Origin of the sequence: Mesorhizobium comanense, assembly GCF_005503535.1 — a bacterium.
Classification (GTDB): domain Bacteria; phylum Pseudomonadota; class Alphaproteobacteria; order Rhizobiales; family Rhizobiaceae; genus Mesorhizobium; species Mesorhizobium comanense.
This window is the reverse complement of the sequence record NZ_SCNN01000016.1, coordinates 106,349-120,494: the sequence shown is the minus strand read 5'-3', so window position 1 is coordinate 120,494 and position 14,146 is coordinate 106,349. Positions and strand designations below refer to the sequence as shown.

The following is a 14,146-nucleotide window of genomic DNA, read 5'->3' as shown; positions in this document are numbered from 1 at the left end:
GTGATCCACTCACCTGAGAATTAGTTGTCGCCTGGCTTGACGACCGGCGGGCGCGAGACCTGCCGCTGCGTTCCGGTCGAGACATCGCCCTTGAAGACCTCCTTGGCGATTTCGCCAATGCCGCCCAGCGTGCCGATCAGCGAGGAGGCTTCCAGCGGCATCAGCACGATCTTGCTGTTCGTCGCCGATCCGATCCGGGTCAGGGCCTCGGTGTATTTCTGGGCGATGAAGTAGTTCAGCGCCTGCACGTCGCCCTTGGCGATGGCTTCCGACACCACTTGCGTTGCCTTGGCTTCGGCCTCGGCGGAGCGTTCGCGGGCCTCGGCGTCGCGGAAGGCGGCTTCCCTGCGGCCCTCGGCCTCCAGGATCTGCGACTGCTTGAGGCCTTCGGCGGCGAGAATCTGGGCGCGCTTGTTGCGCTCGGCGGTCATCTGGCGGCCCATCGATTCGATGAGGTTGGCCGGCGGATTGATGTCCTTGATTTCGACGCGGGTGATCTTGATGCCCCACGGGTGCGCGGCCTCGTCGACCACGCGCAGCAGGCGCTCGTTGATGGCGTCGCGGTTGGACAGGAGTTCGTCGAGGTCCATCGAGCCCATGACGGTGCGGATGTTGGTCATGGTCAGGTTGAGGATGGCGTTCTGGAGGCCGGACACCTGGTAGGCCGCCTGCGGCGCATTGAGGATCTGGAAAAAGGCGATGCCGTCGACGCCGACAATGGCGTTGTCGCGGGTGATGATCTCCTGTGTGGGGACGTCGAGCACCTGCTCCATCATGTTCATCTTGGCGCCGATGCGCTCGAAGATGGGATTGATGATGTTGAGGCCAGGGGTCAGCGTCTTGGTGTAGCGGCCAAAACGCTCCACCGTGTAGTTGTACCCCTGCGGCACCGTCTTGATGCCTTTGAAAAGAAGGATGATGACCAGGAAGACAAGAACTACGATGGCAATGTCGAAACCGCTGAAGCCCATTTCGTTTCTCCCTCAATATCCGTGACCTCACGGAATCACTTAAGTGTGTTTCCGGCGCGTTACAATCAGGTGATGAAGAATTGGTTGGCGCCCTGCAATCAGCGGGTGAAGGAAAACAGGTCCGCATCCGTATCGTCGAGACCGCTGATGGCGGCCGGGACGATCTCCGAGGCGAGCTGCGAAAAGGTGATGCCGTTGCCGCCATAGCCCATCACGGCATGGATGCGCGGGTGCCTCGCTATGGCTCCGATATAGGGCAGGCCGGTGGTCGTGGTGCCGAAGGAACCGGTCCAGGCAAATTCGGGCCTGACGTCGAGATCGGGAAACAGCCTGCCAAGCTTCGTGGCGATCCTGGCGCTTTTGGAGGCGATCAATTCGTCACGCCGCGTTTCGTCGGAGAAATCCTCGTCCTCGCCGCCGCAAATGACCCTGCCGTCGGCTGTCGCCCTGACATAGAGATACGGATCGGAAGCCTCCCAGAGGAAGGCTCTCCGCGGCCAGAGCCTGCGCGGCTGCGGGGCTGTGGCGATCGCCCAGGTCGAGATGATCCGGTGAGCGGTCGCCGGCACCACATCCAGCAACTCGTAACCCGTGGCCAGGACAACGTGACTGGCCGTGACGGTCGGGCCGCCTTTCGTGGCAACGATAACCTTGTCGGCGTGGTCCTCCATTCCGATCGCTTCCGCCGGGGCGTGCAGACGCGCCCTGCGTCCCAGGGCCTTCAGCAAAAGCCCGGCGGTCAGCTTGCGCGGGTCGAGCGCGATGTTGCCGTGACTGAGTATGGCCCCATCACGGGCGACGCTGTAGTCATCGGCCAATTGCCTTGAAGTCAGATAGGTCGCGGCGATGCCGGCCTGCTGCCGCGCTTCGGCTTCCGCGCGCAATTGCGACGGGCCGAGCACGGTGCCCGCCAGATAGAGCGATTGGGCGCGGTTCATGCCACAGTTGATGCCGAGTTCGGCGATGCGGGCGGCGAGGTTGGATATTGCCAGCCGCGAACGTCGCCAGGCCTGCCGCGCCTTGGCATTGCCGACCATTTTCGACAGGATTGAAAGCGGCTGGTCGATTTCGAACTGCACGAGCGCCGTGGTTGCCGCCGTGGATCCTTTCAACGGGCCGCGCCGGTCGATGCAGATCACGTCGCGGCCCAGCGCCGTCAGCGCTTCCGCCATCATCGCACCGCTGATGCCCATGCCGATGACGAGAACGTCCGTCCTGGCATCCCGGGTCAGCACCGATGTCGGGACGGCCGGCGCCCGGTAGGCGGACCACACCGGTCGGCCGGTCCTGAGATCAAGTTTGCGCGGCATTGAAGTCTCCGATGGGCGCCCGTCAACGCCTCGGAGTTTGCGTTGTTCCAATGTCGGCGCGCCTGGACCTGCGGCCGCCGCGGGCTTTCCCTGCCGGAATCCCTCAGGCCCAGCCGGCGAGCTCGCGCCGCACCATGGCCTCGATCACCGTCATGCCCTCGGCGCTGTCGTTGAGGCAGGGGATATGGGCGAAGTTCCTGCCGCCGGCATGATGGAAGGTTTCGGCGACTTCGCGGCCGATCTCGTCCAGGGTCTCGATGCAGTCGACGGAAAAGCCGGGGTTGACGATGGCGATCGACTTGACGCCGTCCTGCGCCAGTTTCTCCACCGTCTTGTCGGTGTAGGGCTGCAGCCACTCCTGCGCGCCGAAGCGCGACTGGAAGGTGGTGATCAGCTTCTTCTCGTCCCAGCCAAGCCGTTCGCGAAGCAGCCGCGTCGTCTTGAGGCAGTGGCAATGATAGGGATCGCCCTTCTCGAAATAGGGCTTCGGGATGCCGTGATAGGAGGTGATGACCACCTCCGGCTCGAAATCCAGCGTCGCCAGATGCTGCTCGATCGAGCGCGCCAGCGCTTCGATGTAGACCGGTTCGTCATAATAGGGCGGTACGGTGCGGATCGCGGGCGCACGGCGCATCTTCATCAGCGCACGAAACAACTGGTCGTTGGCGGTGGCGGTGGTGGTGGCCGAATATTGCGGGTAGAGCGGAAACGACAGGATGCGGTCGCAGCCCTGCGCAACCAGCCGCTCGGCCACGCTTGCCGTCGACGGATTGCCGTAACGCATCGCCCAATCGACGGTGACGTTGGGCAGGTCGCGCAGCGCCTCCGCCAGTTTCTCAGCCTGGGCGCGGGTGTAGGTGCGCAGCGGCGACTCGTTCTTCTCCTGGTTCCAGATCCTGGCGTAGTTGGCGCCGGACTTTTTCGGCCGCGACGTCAGCACCAGGCCGTAGAGGATCGGATACCAGATCGCCTTGTTGAGCTCGATGACGCGAGGGTCGGAGAGGAATTCCCGGAGATAACGCCACATCGGCTTGAAATCGGTGCCGTCAGGCGTGCCGAGATTGACCAGCATGATGCCGACCTTGCCCGTCTTGACCGGCGGATGGCCTGGCGGCAGCGGGCCGATCGCCTTCGCGGCGTCGGCATCGATCGGGGAGGAAAGCGTCATAGGGGTTCTCCGGATGGCGCGAACCTAACCATCTTGCGCCTGCTTTCAATGCTGCGTCTGGCCGCACCTTAGTCTCAAAATACAAAACCCGCCCGGTTTCCCGGGCGGGCGGTGTTTTCCGGGCGCTGAAGCGATGGTTACTTCGGCGGGATGGTCAGCGTGCCGCCAATCGAAAGCCGATGCGGTCTCTGCCCTTTGTTGGCGTCGTAGATGAGCTTCCATTTGGTCGCGTCGCCATAGGCCTTCTTGGCGAGATCCCAGTAGGTATCGCCGGCCACGATGATATGGCTGCCCGTGGCGGGTGCGGTCTCAGCCGGTTTGGCCTGCTCCGCGGGCTTGGCGGGTTCCGCTGGCGCAGGTGCCGCCGGTGCAGGAGTAGCGGCTTCGGCTGGTTTTGCCGGCTCGGCAGGTGCAGGCGCCGGCGGAGCGGGTGGGGGAGGTGCATTCTCCGTCGATATGGCCGGTGGTGTGTTGGCGATATCGCCCGAATTGGCAGGCAGTTCAGGCATGGCCGGCGCCGCATCCGCAGGCTTGGCCGGCTCTGCCGGCTTTGCAGCCTCGGCCGGCGCCGGAGTGGCGGGTGCGGTCTCCGCAGGCTTTGCGGGTTCGGCCGGTTTGGCAGGCTCTGCCGCAGGTGCTGCCGCCACGGTCGCGGCGATTTCGGTGATGCGGCCGTCAAGCTTGGGCGTATAGGGCCGGTGGGCGCCGAGATAGTCGGCCACGACCTGTTCCAGGCCCGGGCCGTAATCATAGGCGTTCCTGGCCTTGTCGGCGAAGACCTTGTAGCCGTCGCCGCCCTGGCGGACATAGTTATTGGTGGCGACCAGATAGTCCTTGTCGGGATTGATCGGAGTCCACGCGCCGTTCTCCATGACCTCGACGGATTTCACGCGGCCGGCATTGGGCGCGACTGACTTGTCGAAGGAATATTTGAGGCCCGCCACCTGCGGAAAGCGGCCGGCGCCGTCCTCGATCTGGCTGAGGCCGCTTTCGAGACCGGCGACGAGGTCCTTGCCGGAAATCTGGAAGGTCGCCAGCGTGTTCTGGAACGGCAGCACGGTCAGCACCTCACCCATGGTGACCGTGCCCTTGTCGATGGAGGCGCGCAGGCCGCCGCCATTGGAGATGACGATCTCGACGCCCTGTCCCTTGACGCGGTCGAGGATGGCGTCGGAGACGAGGTTGCCCATCGCGCACTCCTTGGCGCGGCAATTCTCGCGGCTGCCGTCGATGACGTCGGTCGTCTCGGCCACTTCCTTGTTCTTCAGCGCCTCGATCGGTGCGCCGAGCTCCTTGATGCGGGCAAGCACGGCGGGATCCGGCGTGATCGACTTGTCGAGATAGATAGGGTCGCCGCTGGCCGACTTGACGTTGCCATTGTCGTCGAACACGACCTTGAACTCGCCGAGATACTTCGAATAGGACGCGGCCTGCACCACGGGCACCTTATAGCCGCCGGGGTTGTCGACCATCGTCGGGTAGGGGCCGAGAGCCTTGGGGTCGGTGTTGGACAGAAGCGTGTGGCTGTGGCCGCCGACCACGACGTCGATGCCGGGAATCTTGGCAATGACGTCGCGCTCCCTGTTGTAGCCGATATGCGTGACGGCGATGATCTTGTTGATGCCTTGCGCCTTGAGCTTCTCGACTTCCGATGTGATCGACTTGACGTCGTCAGCGATGGCGATGTTCGGCCCAGGGGAAGCGAGTTCGGGCGTGTCGTTGGTGACGGCGCCGACAATGCCGATCTTCTGGCCTCCGACTTCCACGACGATCGACTGCTTGATCTTGCCGGCCGCGCCCGACTTGTCGTTGGGCACGACATTGGCGCTGACGATGGGGAACTTGGCCTTGTCGAGGAAAGGCACCAGCGCGCTCTCGCCGTCGTCGAATTCGTGGTTGCCGAGCGTCACCGCGTCGGGTTTCATCTGATTGAGGAATTCCTCTTCCACGGTGCCCTTGTAGGTGGTGTAGAAGAGCGATCCCTGGAAACTGTCGCCGGCGTTGAGCAGCAGCACGTTCTGCCCTTCGAGCCTCTTGCGCTCCTGGGCGATGGCCGTGATCAGGCGTCCTGCGCCGCCGATGCACTCGCCCTTGGTCTCCTCGTCGGCCGAACAGGTCGACTCGTATTTGTTGTTGCCCTCGATGCGGCTGTGCCAATCGTTGAAATGCAGAATGTTCAGTGTGTAGTCGGCAAAAGATGCGCCGGCCGACAGCGCAAGCGTCGACGCGGAAAGGGCGGCAATGGCGGCAAGCTTCTTCATCTTCGTCTCCCGGTGGCTGACAGCACGCGTTTAGCGTCCTTGCTCGACCTCGATATAACAGCCGGCATTTCGGCCATGTTCCCATCGTGTCCGGGCGGAGGCAAGTGGAAATGCCATCGGGATCGGCGGCCGCGAAAGCCGTGCATTTTGCAAGTCAAAGGCCAGAGATTTGCCGGCGCAAAAAAGGACGGCGGCCAGGCGGCCGCCGTCCTTCACAAATCCAATGCCGGCAGGATCAGGCGCGTCGTGTCAGCACGAAGTTCTGGCCCGACGAGGATGTGCAGTTCAGCTGGCTGATGGACACCAGCAGGCAGTTGAAGCTGACAGGCGTCTGGCGGATCAGCGACGTGCCGTTGATCTCCACCGAAGTGGCCCCGGTCATCGTGTAGCTGCCGTCCGAAAGTTTCTGGCCGGTGTCGGTGGCGACGGTGGTGAACTTGCCGCCGGTGAAGGTCGAAAGGCCGGTGCCTTTGGCATCGATCCACGAGCCCTCGACGCCCTTGGGCGTGTTGGCCGTGATCGGCGGCTGGTCGGGACCGCCGGTGGTGCAAGCAGCAAGCACGGCGGCAAGAGCACCCGCCATGCACGCCGAAAGAACTTTGCGCGCAATAGTCATCTGAAATCCTCTCCAAACGCATCGGCCCGCAATGGGGTTCGATTCCGGAAGCACGATGCGAACGTCCACAAAGCTGGAAGCAGCTTCATGTTCCCGATGGGACGCACGAAACCGCTCCAGGCCGCCCCCTTCAATCGCCCGATTTCCGGGCGATTGCAAGGCAATGGCGTATGGTGCCGGCGATGCTATCGCACGAGGATGTTGCGGAATTGCCACGGATCGCTGCGGTCCAGGTCCTCGGGAAAGAGGCCCGGGCGGCGGTCGAGCGGCGTCCAGTCGGTGTAGTAGCCCTTGACCGGGCCGAGATAGGGCGACTGCACTTCCAGGCAGCGCTTGAAGTCCATCTCGTCGGCCTCGACAATGCCAGCGTCCGGATTCTCCAGCGCCCAGACCATGCCGGCCAGAACCGCCGAGGTGACCTGCATGCCGGTGGCGTTCTGGTAGGGCGCCAGCTTGCGCGCCTCGGCCAGCGACAGCTGCGAGCCGTACCAGTAGGCGTTCTTGTCGTGCCCGTAGAGCAGCACGCCGAGTTCATCGACACCATCGATCAGTTCGTTCTCGTCGAGCACGTGGTGCACGGGCTGCGGCTTGCCGGCGGCGCCGAACATCTCGTCCAGCGACAGCATCGCGTCGTTTGAGGGATGGTAGGCATAATGGCAGGTCGGGCGGTACTGCACCTTGCCCTTCTTGGAGCGCACGGTGAAGAAATCGGCGATCGAGATCGCCTCGTTGTGCGTCACCAGCAGGCCGTACTGGGCGCCTGGCGTCGGGCACCAGGACCGCACGCGCGTGTTGGCGCCGGGCTGCTCCAGATAGATGGCGGCCTTGGAGCCGTGCTTGTGCTTCTTGCCGTTCTTGGGCATCCACTTCTCATGCGTGCCCCAGCCGAGCTCGGCCGGCTGCAAGCCCTCGGAGATGAAGCCTTCGACGGACCAGGTGTTCCAGAATACCTCCATCGGCTTCGGCTTCTTGGTGCGCTGGGTGTCGCGCTCGGCGATATGGATGCCCTTGACGCCGGCCTTCTTCATCAGCTTGGCCCAGCCTTCACGGTCTTCCTGAGCGGGCTCGGAGAATTCGAGGCCGAGATCGGTGGCAAGATTGACCAGCGCCTGCTTGACGAACCACGAGACCATGCCGGGATTGGCGCCGCAGGTGGAGACGGCGGTCGCGCCGCCCGGCTTGTCGTGCTTTTCCTTGATCAGGGCTTCGCGCAGCGCATAGTTGGTACGGCTCGCATTGTCGGCCTTGGCGTCGAAGTAGAAGCCGAGCCACGGCTCGACGACGGTGTCGATGTAGAGCACGCCAAGCTTGCGGCAGAGCCGCATCAGGTCCACCGAGCCGGTATCGACCGACAGGTTGACGCAAAAGCCCTGGCCGCCGCCATTGGTCAGCAGCGGCGTCAGGAGCTTCTTGTAGTTCTTCTCGGTCACCGCTTCCTGGACGAAGGTGATGCCGCGCTCATCGAGCAGCTTGCGGTCGGTATCCCTGGGATCGAGAACCGTCATGCGCGACTTGTCGAACTTGAAATGGCGTTCGATGAGGGGCAGCGTTCCGCGTCCGATCGAACCGAAGCCGATCATCACCACGGGGCCGGTGATCTCACCATAAACGGGCCAGTTTTCATTCGCCATTTTATCGAGCACTCCTTCAACTAGGTGCAAAAGCCGGGCAACTACATGCAAAAGCCGGGCATCTTCGCCAACGGCCAAGCGCTACATCACAGATCATTGTCATAAACCAGCGAAAAGCGCCAACCCGCGACTACGCGTCCCTGGCCATGTGGTTAAGGACCGAGACCAGCCGGTCGCGGTCCGCGGTCATGCCCTTGTAGTCGAGCTGGGCGGTATCAAGCGCTTCCAGCTGGGCGGCAAAGGACATTGCGAGCGTTGCCCGGTCGGGGTGCCGTTCCAGAATCGCGAGCGGGTCGAGATGGATGCGGATGGTGAAGAGGATGTCGCGAGAGGCAGGCAGCTTGCGCAAGGTCTGCCGCTCGACGCGGATGAAGGCGTGCGCCCTGACGTCGCCGTCAGGGAAACGTGACGGCCGGTTGGTGGCGCGGTCGATGCGCTCGACATTGGACAATGGATGGTAGAGCGCGCTGTCGGCCTGGATCGACCAGTTGTAGCGCTCGACCGCTTGCCCCTGCAGGCCATCGAACATCCGGTTGATCAGCTCCGCCGGTCGTGTGCCGGGGCCGAAACCGGGCACGGGTTCGTGGATGCGCTGCAGCGGTTTGCCGAACTTTTCGGTGAGCGACCAGGATGAGGGGAAGCAGAGCGACCCGGCGGCCAGCCGCCAGCCGCTGTCGTCGCGGCGCATCAGGATCAGGTCTTCCTGGACAAGCAGCGAGGCTCCAACCAGCGGCGCCTCGGCAAGGCCGGAGGGCAGGGCAGGGTGGGTCGAGGTATCCGCCACCTTGATGCCGGCATCGGTACGCCGATACGTGTCGGGAAACCTCTCCGGCAGATAGGCGCCGAGCAGGTCGAGCACTTCCTGCTGGGCGTCGCGCGTGCCGTCCTCCTCGACGAAAACCCGGTCTGGGATTTCGGCATAGAGCCGGCGCTTCTCGGCAAGATAGGGCGCGAGGTTACTGTCGACCTCGATCCAATCCGCCGGATCGAGCGGCTTCAGCCCTATGGTGAAAAGCTTCGAAGTGCCGTCATAGGGCGTATGGGTGGGCAAGGATGCCATGCTTCAGACCAGTTTGGCGGGGATCAGTCCGCGCAGCGAATTGCCGACGAACAGCGCCCTGGCGGACTTGAGTTCGTCGTAGCTGTAGATGGCTTCCGCCGCCCGGCCTTCATCCAGAAGCTCGCCGCGCAATACGCCAGGCAGCAGGCCGCAATCGAGCCGTGGCGTCACCAGCACTCCGTCGCCGAAATCGGCGAAGATGTTGGTGATCGTTCCCTCGCAGATATCGCCATACTCGTTGGCCAGGATCACCTCGTCGGCCTGGGTGACGAGGTATTCGGAGCGGGCATGCGTGTAGAGCTGCCGCCGGCTCGTCTTGTGGCGCAGCAGCGTGTCCTTGGAATCGAGTTTTGTGCGCGCCAGCCGCAGCACCCAGGTCTTGTCGGCGGCGAGCGGCTCATAGGGCTGCGCCGAGGCGGCGATCCCGCCGTCGCGCGACAAGGCAAGCCGTGCGCGCATGGCCGTTCGGGCGCCGTCGACGGCGTTGCCAAGCGCCGCGCCGATCCTGCCGAGGTCATGGCTGAAGCCCAGCTCCGCCGCCGAGCCATAAAGGCGCGCAAGATGGCGATCCAGGCGCATGAAGCCGCTCTGCGGCTCCCAGCGCATGGTTTCGATCAGCTCGAAATCGGCGGTGTCCCCGTCGCGAAGCGGGCCTTGAGCAGACACTCCTGATACTCCTCCTGCGCCACCGAATCGAAGACGATGCCACCACCGACATTGTAGACGGCCTCGCCGCTCGAAAAGAGCGAGATGGTGCGGATCGCCACGGAAAAGCGCATGGTGCCGCCCGGGGCTATCCAGCCGATGGCACCGCAATAGACGTCGCGCGGGGACGCCTCCAGGTCGTGCAGGATCTCCATGGCGCGGATCTTCGGCGCGCCGGTGATCGAGCCGCAGGGAAACAGCGCCGCGAAAATCTGGCGTATGCTCAAGCCCGGCAGCAGCTTCGCCCTGACGTCGCTGACCATCTGGTGAACGGTCGGATAGGTTTCGATGCGGAACAGTTCCGGCACCTCCAGCGTGCCGACCTCGCTGATCAGCGAGATGTCGTTGCGCAAGAGGTCGACGATCATCCGGTTCTCGGCCTGGTTCTTCTCGTCGTTGCGCAGGAAATTCTTTTGCCGTTCGTCCTCGGCCGCGGTCGCACCGCGCGGCGCCGTGCCCTTCATCGGGTGCGTCTCGATGTTGCCTTCGGCATCGATCTCGAAGAAAAGTTCCGGCGAGCGCGACAGCACGATCGGGTCGCCAAGCGCGACGAGCGCGCCGTATTTCACCGGCTGGCGTTCGGTGAGCGCGTCGAAGGCGGCAAGCGGGTCGCCCGACCATTGCGCGCGCACAGGAAACGTCAGATTGCCCTGATAGCAGTCGCCTTGCCTGATGTGCTGGTGCAGCCGTGCGAAGCGTTTCTCGTAATCCTCGAAGGACCAGGCCGCCCTGGCGTCGAAGATCGGGCCGTTGGATGCGGCACCGCGCGGCGGCACCGCTTCCTCGACCGGGGCATCGAAGACGCCGAGGCACACCAGCGGCGCGCGGCGGCCGTGCGGCAGCAGGGGAACGAGCTTCGGTTCGAGCAGGTAGCCTGCTTCGTAGGAGAAATAGCCGGCCAGCCATTTGCCGGCATCATGCGCGGCCTGCGCCGCCTCCAGCGCCGGCAGGAAGTCCCGGGCCTCATGCGCCACGATGATCTTTGCCGGCCGGTCGAAAACGAGCTGGCGCGCGCTTTCGTCATTGCGGAAAATTGCGGCGGGCAGGGACATGGGTACCAGGATCGATGAAGCCGTCGATCGCTCTATATGGGGGGCGTGCGCGGCGCAATCGAGGGAACGGCACCTTGCCCCTCAAAGCCGACCTATGGCCAATCTCTCTCAGGACAGCCTTGCCAGCCAAAAACAAAACCGGCGGCCCTTTGGCGCCGCCGGCTTGTCAATCTGCCTCTGGATCAGGATGACGTTTCGTTGAATAGCCATCCTGGTCTAACTCCCTGTTGGAGCATGATCTTTTCCGAAAACCGGTTCCCACTTTTCGGGATCATGCTCTGGCGTTCAGGTGTTGCTGGAGGTTCCGGCGCTCGGAAATTCTTTGGCGAACTCCGCCTCATTGCCCGCGGCAAGCAGCTTGGCCTGCTCGACCCAGCGCTCGCGCTCGACGCGGCCGCCGAATTGCAGGGCATGCTCGATGCGCTCGATGTCGGCGGCGGTCCAGGCGGCAATCTGGGCGAAGGTGGTCACGCCTTGCCCCTTGAGCAGCTTTTCGTTGACTGGGCCGATGCCGATCAGCCGGCGCAGATTGTCTGATTTGGCCGCCGCTGGTTTGGCCGCTGCCGGTGCGGCTGTCTTGGGGGCGGCAGCCTTGGGCGCGGCTTTCTTGGGCGCGGCGGCGGCGGAAGCCTTTGGAGCGGCCGCGCTCTTGGTCGCCGAACCGGCGGCCGCGGGTTTGCTCGCAGCGGGTTTGGCTGGAGCCGCTGGTTTCGCGGCGGCGGGTTTTGTTGCCGCCGGCTTTGGCGTGGCTGGTTTGGTCGGTGCCGGAGCGGACTTGGCCACGGCCGGCGTCGACACCAGGGCGGCCGGCGCTTGGCTGGCCGGCTTTGCCGAACTGCTTCCGGCTGCCGCCTGTGCGTCACGCAACTGGCGCTCGAGGTCGGCCCTGGTCTTGCCGCATGCATTGAGTTCGCCGGTCAGGCGGTCGCTGTCGGCACGCAGCCTGTCGCGCTCGCTGCGGGTGCGGTCGAGATCGCCGCGCAAACTGTCAAGCTCGCCGCGCAGGCGGCCCCAGATGAACCAGCCAACCAACACGCCTACAAGGAACGCCAGGAGCATGTAGAAAAAAGTGCTCATTGTCTCTCTCCAGTCAGATCCGTCTGCCGTGGGTCAGGACCTTCGGCGAAGGACTACTCGATGATGGTTCCGCTGATACACGGAACAGCCGGCTTCGGTTCGAGCAATCGGCGATCGGCTTTGCTTGCCCATGGCCAACGGCCGTTGTCGCGTTCGCCTGAGCGTCACGGAAGGCCGGGACTTTCCCTCGCCGATCCGCATGCGCTCCGGCTGAGCTTGAGGGCCGAGGCTATCATAGAGCCTGTGGAAAGCTATGGGAAAACGTGCGTCGAGAGTTCTTCAAGAACAGATATTTAGGCTGGGAACAGAGCTGTCGGCCATATGCATTCCGGCTAAACTGTTCTTCATGGGTGCGAGAAGTCTCAACCGTCCAGCGTCTCCAGTTCGTCGATCAGGCCGCTGATCACGCCGAGGCCAATCTGCCAGAAGGCGGGGTCGGTGGCGTCGAGGCCGAAGGGCGCCAGAAGCTGCGAATGATGCTTGGTGCCGCCGGCGCGCAGCATCTCGAAATACTTGTCCTGGAAGCCGCGCTCGGCGTTCTGGTAGACGGCGTAGAGCGAGTTCACCAGGCAATCGCCGAAAGCATAGGCATAGACATAGAAGGGCGAATGGATGAAGTGCGGGATGTAGGTCCAGAACACCTCGTAGCCTTCGCGCAGTTTGATCGCGGGTCCAAGGCTTTCAGCCTGCACCTCGAGCCAGAACTGGCCGAGCTTGTCGGAGGTCAGCTCGCCATTTCTGCGCTCGGCATGCACCTTGCGCTCGAACTCGTAGAAGGCGATCTGGCGCACGACCGTGTTGATCATGTCCTCGACCTTCTGGGCGAGCATGGCCTTGCGCTCGCGCCTGTCGGTGGTCCGCTCGAGCAGCGAGCGGAAGGTCAGCATCTCGCCGAAGACGGAAGCCGTCTCGGCCAGCGTCAGCGGCGTCGAGGCCATCAGAGCGCCCTGGCCGGCGGCCAGCACCTGATGCACGCCGTGGCCGAGTTCATGCGCCAGCGTCATCACGTCGCGCGGCTTACCCATGTAGTTGAGCAGCACATAGGGGTGCGCCGACGGCACGGTCGGGTGCGCGAAGGCGCCGGGCGATTTGCCGGGGCGCACCGGTGCATCGATCCAGTTGCGGTCGAAGAAGGTGCGCGCGATCTCGGCCATTTCGGGCGAGAAGCGCTGATAGGCCGACAGCACGGTGTTCCTGGCCTCGTCCCAGCCGATCACCGCCTGCGGCGTTTCGGGCAGCGGCGCGTTGCGATCCCAGTGGTTCATCACCTCCATGCCCAGCCACCGTGCCTTCATGGCGTAGTAACGATGCGACAGGCGCGGATAGGCTTCGCGCACCGCGCTGGCGAGCGCGTCGACCACGCCGCGTTCGACACGGTTGGCCAGGTGGCGTGAGTCCGCGATATCCTCGAAGCCGCGCCAGCGGTCGGAAATCTCCTTGTCCTTGGCCAGCGTGTTGGTGATCAGCGTGAAGGTGCGCAAATTCTTGCGGAAGGTCACGGCAAGCGCCTCGGAGGCGCGGCGGCGCACGTCGCCATCGGCGTCCTGCAAGCGGTTGAGCGCCGGCTCCAGTGTCAGTTCCTCGCCGTCCACGTCGAAGCGCAGGTCGGTCATGGTCTCGTCGAAAAGGCGATTCCAGGCGCTGCGACCGGTGATTGACTTCTCATGGAAGAGCTGCTCGACCCGATCCTCGAGCTGGTAGGGCTTGTCCATCCTGAGGTCGAGCACCCAGGGCCGGTAGTGGCCGAAAGCCGCGTCCTTGGCCAGTGCGCCTTCGATCGCGGCGTCGTCGATGAGGTTCAGCTCGAGGGCGAAGAACAGGAGATGCGCGCTGGCGTCGGTCATCTTCTCCTGGACGTCGCCGTAGAGCTTGGCGCGCTGCGGGTCCGCCGTGTTGCCGGCATAGACGAGGCCGGCATAGGACACGATACGGCCGATCAGTTCCTCCAGCGCTTCGTAGGCGGTCAGCGCTTCGCCCAGCCGGCCAGCGGCGCCGCGCCCGGCCTCGGCCGCCAGCGTGCCCTTCCAGCGGGCTTCGAAGGCGATCGCGTCGGCGGCGGCCCTGGCGATGTCGCGCTTCAGTTCGGGCGCGTCCATGCCGGCATAGAGATCGGCCAGGTTCCATTCCGGCAGATCGCCGAGCTCGGCCGCGCCGTGACCGGAAGCGGGTGCCGCAAGCCGCTGACCAAACTTGATGCCCATCGACATACCTTCTGTAAATCAGGGGGATAGGAGAAGCCGGTCAAATCCTAAGGAATTCGTTCACCGGGTTTTTTGAAACCTTATTTAGAACCCT

At 64.0% G+C, this 14,146-nt stretch carries 11 protein-coding genes; all 11 read right to left on the bottom strand.

The genetic code is table 11. The features are described 5' to 3' along the window. Window positions 1–20: 20 nt before the first annotated feature. The 11 genes from FFS37_RS24535 to FFS37_RS24485 all read right to left on the bottom strand — a co-directional run bounded on the left by FFS37_RS24535 (window position 21) and on the right by FFS37_RS24485 (window position 14,052). The gene (locus FFS37_RS24535) at window positions 21–971 is read right to left on the bottom strand and encodes an SPFH domain-containing protein (protein ID WP_137933553.1); all 951 of its coding nucleotides are present in this window, start codon (window positions 969–971) and stop codon (window positions 21–23) included. Between the two features lie 98 nt (window positions 972–1,069). Continuing rightward, a complete protein-coding gene (locus tag FFS37_RS24530; protein ID WP_137933552.1) occupies window positions 1,070–2,281 on the bottom strand; it encodes an NAD(P)/FAD-dependent oxidoreductase in 1,212 nt (403 codons plus the stop codon). Between the two features lie 103 nt (window positions 2,282–2,384). Beyond that, window positions 2,385–3,449: a ferrochelatase gene (gene hemH / locus FFS37_RS24525; protein ID WP_137933551.1), complete on the bottom strand. Its 1,065-nt coding sequence runs from the start codon at window positions 3,447–3,449 to the stop codon at window positions 2,385–2,387. Between the two features lie 137 nt (window positions 3,450–3,586). Then, window positions 3,587–5,710, bottom strand: coding sequence for a bifunctional metallophosphatase/5'-nucleotidase (locus tag FFS37_RS24520; protein ID WP_137933550.1), 2,124 nt, complete (start codon window positions 5,708–5,710; stop codon window positions 3,587–3,589). Between the two features lie 235 nt (window positions 5,711–5,945). Next, window positions 5,946–6,326 (bottom strand): hypothetical protein, encoded by a 381-nt coding sequence (locus tag FFS37_RS24515; RefSeq protein WP_137933549.1) that lies wholly within the window; start codon window positions 6,324–6,326, stop codon window positions 5,946–5,948. 185 nt (window positions 6,327–6,511) lie between these two features. Continuing rightward, window positions 6,512–7,957: a homospermidine synthase gene (locus FFS37_RS24510; RefSeq protein WP_137933548.1), complete on the bottom strand. Its 1,446-nt coding sequence runs from the start codon at window positions 7,955–7,957 to the stop codon at window positions 6,512–6,514. A 130-nt stretch (window positions 7,958–8,087) separates the two neighbouring features. Then, complete coding sequence (locus tag FFS37_RS24505; RefSeq protein WP_137933547.1) at window positions 8,088–9,017, bottom strand: heme-dependent oxidative N-demethylase family protein; 930 nt, start codon at window positions 9,015–9,017, stop codon at window positions 8,088–8,090. Window positions 9,018–9,020: 3 nt separating this feature from the next. Beyond that, window positions 9,021–9,683, bottom strand: coding sequence for an aminotransferase class IV family protein (locus FFS37_RS24500; protein WP_137933546.1), 663 nt, complete (start codon window positions 9,681–9,683; stop codon window positions 9,021–9,023). Next, on the bottom strand, window positions 9,632–10,786 hold the full coding sequence (locus FFS37_RS24495) for an aminodeoxychorismate synthase component I (RefSeq protein ID WP_408631449.1): 1,155 nt from the start codon (window positions 10,784–10,786) through the stop codon (window positions 9,632–9,634). The genes FFS37_RS24500 and FFS37_RS24495 overlap by 52 nt, the downstream gene beginning before the upstream one ends. Window positions 10,787–11,059: 273 nt before the next feature. After that, window positions 11,060–11,851 (bottom strand): proton-conducting membrane transporter, encoded by a 792-nt coding sequence (locus tag FFS37_RS24490; RefSeq protein ID WP_137933544.1) that lies wholly within the window; start codon window positions 11,849–11,851, stop codon window positions 11,060–11,062. Between the two features lie 362 nt (window positions 11,852–12,213). Further along, a complete protein-coding gene (locus FFS37_RS24485; RefSeq protein ID WP_171026394.1) occupies window positions 12,214–14,052 on the bottom strand; it encodes a M3 family oligoendopeptidase in 1,839 nt (612 codons plus the stop codon). Window positions 14,053–14,146 lie beyond the last annotated feature (94 nt).

What these genes read in the sequence shown, in the direction of transcription:
- FFS37_RS24535 (WP_137933553.1), bottom strand. Translation starts at nt 971, where the DNA reads ATGGGCTTCAGCGGTTTCGACATTGCCATCGTAGTTCTTGTCTTCCTG.
- FFS37_RS24530 (WP_137933552.1), bottom strand. Translation starts at nt 2,281, where the DNA reads ATGCCGCGCAAACTTGATCTCAGGACCGGCCGACCGGTGTGGTCCGCC.
- hemH (WP_137933551.1), bottom strand. Translation starts at nt 3,449, where the DNA reads ATGACGCTTTCCTCCCCGATCGATGCCGACGCCGCGAAGGCGATCGGC.
- FFS37_RS24520 (WP_137933550.1), bottom strand. Translation starts at nt 5,710, where the DNA reads ATGAAGAAGCTTGCCGCCATTGCCGCCCTTTCCGCGTCGACGCTTGCG.
- FFS37_RS24515 (WP_137933549.1), bottom strand. Translation starts at nt 6,326, where the DNA reads ATGACTATTGCGCGCAAAGTTCTTTCGGCGTGCATGGCGGGTGCTCTT.
- FFS37_RS24510 (WP_137933548.1), bottom strand. Translation starts at nt 7,957, where the DNA reads ATGGCGAATGAAAACTGGCCCGTTTATGGTGAGATCACCGGCCCCGTG.
- FFS37_RS24505 (WP_137933547.1), bottom strand. Translation starts at nt 9,017, where the DNA reads ATGGCATCCTTGCCCACCCATACGCCCTATGACGGCACTTCGAAGCTT.
- FFS37_RS24490 (WP_137933544.1), bottom strand. Translation starts at nt 11,851, where the DNA reads ATGAGCACTTTTTTCTACATGCTCCTGGCGTTCCTTGTAGGCGTGTTG.
- FFS37_RS24485 (WP_171026394.1), bottom strand. Translation starts at nt 14,052, where the DNA reads ATGGGCATCAAGTTTGGTCAGCGGCTTGCGGCACCCGCTTCCGGTCAC.